Below are 1,849 nucleotides of genomic sequence, written 5' to 3'. Positions count from 1 at the left end.
GCGCCTCCTGCCGGTTCGGCGGGTTCCCGTCATCGGCGGCGGGTCAGCGCTGACCCGCCCCCGATGACACGAACCCGCCGAACCTCGCTCGCCGCCCGCCGCAGCCCCTCGAGCCCGCGCGCAGCCCAGGCTCAGCTCCCGAGCCGGCCCGTCAGCCGCCCGTGGAACTCGCTGCTGCGGTCGTCGAGCCCGACGAACTCGACCTCCACCCCGTGCGCGGCGTACTTCGTGCCGACGGCGTCGAGTGCGGCGACGCTCGAGGCGTCCCAGACGGAGGCGCGGGTCAGGTCGATCGTCACCCGTGCCGGATCGTCGGCGTACGAGAAGTGCTCGACGAGGTCGTTGCTGCTGCCGAAGAACAGCGGTCCGATCACGTCGTAACGGACCGAGGCCCCGCTCCCGGGCCCCGCGCTGCCGGGCCCCGCGCTGCCGGGCCCTGCGTTGCCGGGCCCTGCACTGCTGAGCCCGATGCCGTCGGCGCTCGCCGCGCCTCCTTCGACCGTCCGCTCGACCCGGATCACGTGCGCGATCCGCCGCGCGAACAGCACCATGGCAAGCAGCACGCCGACCGCGACGCCGAGCGCCAGGTTGTCGGTCGCGACGACGACCGCCACGGTGACGACCATGACGAGCGTCTCGGGGATCGGCATGCGCCGCAGCGTCGACGGCCGGACGCTGTGCCAGTCCACCGTCGAGATCGCGACGATCATCATCACGGCGGCCAGCGCGACCATGGGGATGCGCGCCATCACCTCGCTCAGGGCGGTGACGAGCAGCAGCAGGAACAGCCCCGCGACGACCGTCGACACCCGGGTGCGGGCCCGGCCGATCTTGACGTTGACGACGGTCTGGCCGATCATCGCGCAGCCGGCGATGCCGCCGTAGGCGCCCGCGGCGATGTTCGCGACGCCGAGCGCCCACGACTCCTTGCCCTTGCGCGAAGGCGTCTCGGTGATGTCGTCGACGAGCTTCGCGGTCAGCAGGGTCTCCATCAGGCCGACGAACGCGACGCTGAGCGCGGTCGGCAGGATGATGCCGAGCGTCTCGAGCGAGAACGGCACGAGCCAGGGGGTGAGCCCGGGCAGCCCGCCGCCCATCTCGCCCTCGTCGCCGACGGTGGTCACGTCGAGCCCGGCCGCGACGACGATCACGGTCACGACGACGATGGCGACGAGCGGCGCCGGAACGGCCTTCGTCAGGCGCGGCAGCAGCACGACGATCACGATGGTCAGCACGAACAGCGGGTAGACGATCCACGGCACGTCGATCAGGTGCGGCACCTGGGCCATGAAGATGAGGATGCCGAGGGCGTTGACGAAGCCGATCATCACCGACCGCGGGATGAACCGCATCAGCCGGGCGAGCCCCGCCGTGCCGAACGCGATCTGGATGACGCCGGCGAGCAGCACGGCCGGCAGCACGTACTCGACGCCGTGCGCACGGACGAGCGGGGCGATGACGAGCGCGACCGAGCCCGCGGCGGCGGTGACCATGGCGGGGCGGCCGCCGAGCAGCGACATGACGAGGGCGAGCACGATCGAGGCGACCAGGCTGACCATCGGGTCGACGCCGGCGATCACCGAGAACGAGATGACCTCGGGCACGAGGGCGAGCGTGGTGACGATGCCGGCCAGCGCCTCCCGGGTCAGGAGGCGCGGTGACCGCAGGACGCCGAGCACCGTGTCGTCGCGGTGCGGGCGCACGACGGGCGCGGGGGAGGGAGCGGTCACGAGGACTCCTGGGGAGAAGAAGGGGGAGGGGTGCCGCGATGCGGCGCGTTCGACTTTAGGCGACGGGCGCGGGCCGTCCGCGCGTCCGTTCGCCCGTGCGCGTTCGCGGGGCTGCCGGG

The 1,849-nt window shown here is 72.6% G+C and carries 1 protein-coding gene; it reads right to left on the bottom strand.

What is annotated here, in order from left to right; genetic code table 11:
* Positions 1-131: 131 nt before the first annotated feature.
* Positions 132-1,730: a SulP family inorganic anion transporter gene (locus ACZ6JE_RS15030; RefSeq protein WP_464319454.1), complete on the bottom strand. Its 1,599-nt coding sequence runs from the start codon at positions 1,728-1,730 to the stop codon at positions 132-134.
* Positions 1,731-1,849 lie beyond the last annotated feature (119 nt).

This window comes from Frigoribacterium sp. AC759, from assembly GCF_979256015.1.
The sequence above is the reverse complement of the archived record's forward strand: the minus strand, read 5'-3'. Positions and strand labels throughout refer to the sequence as shown.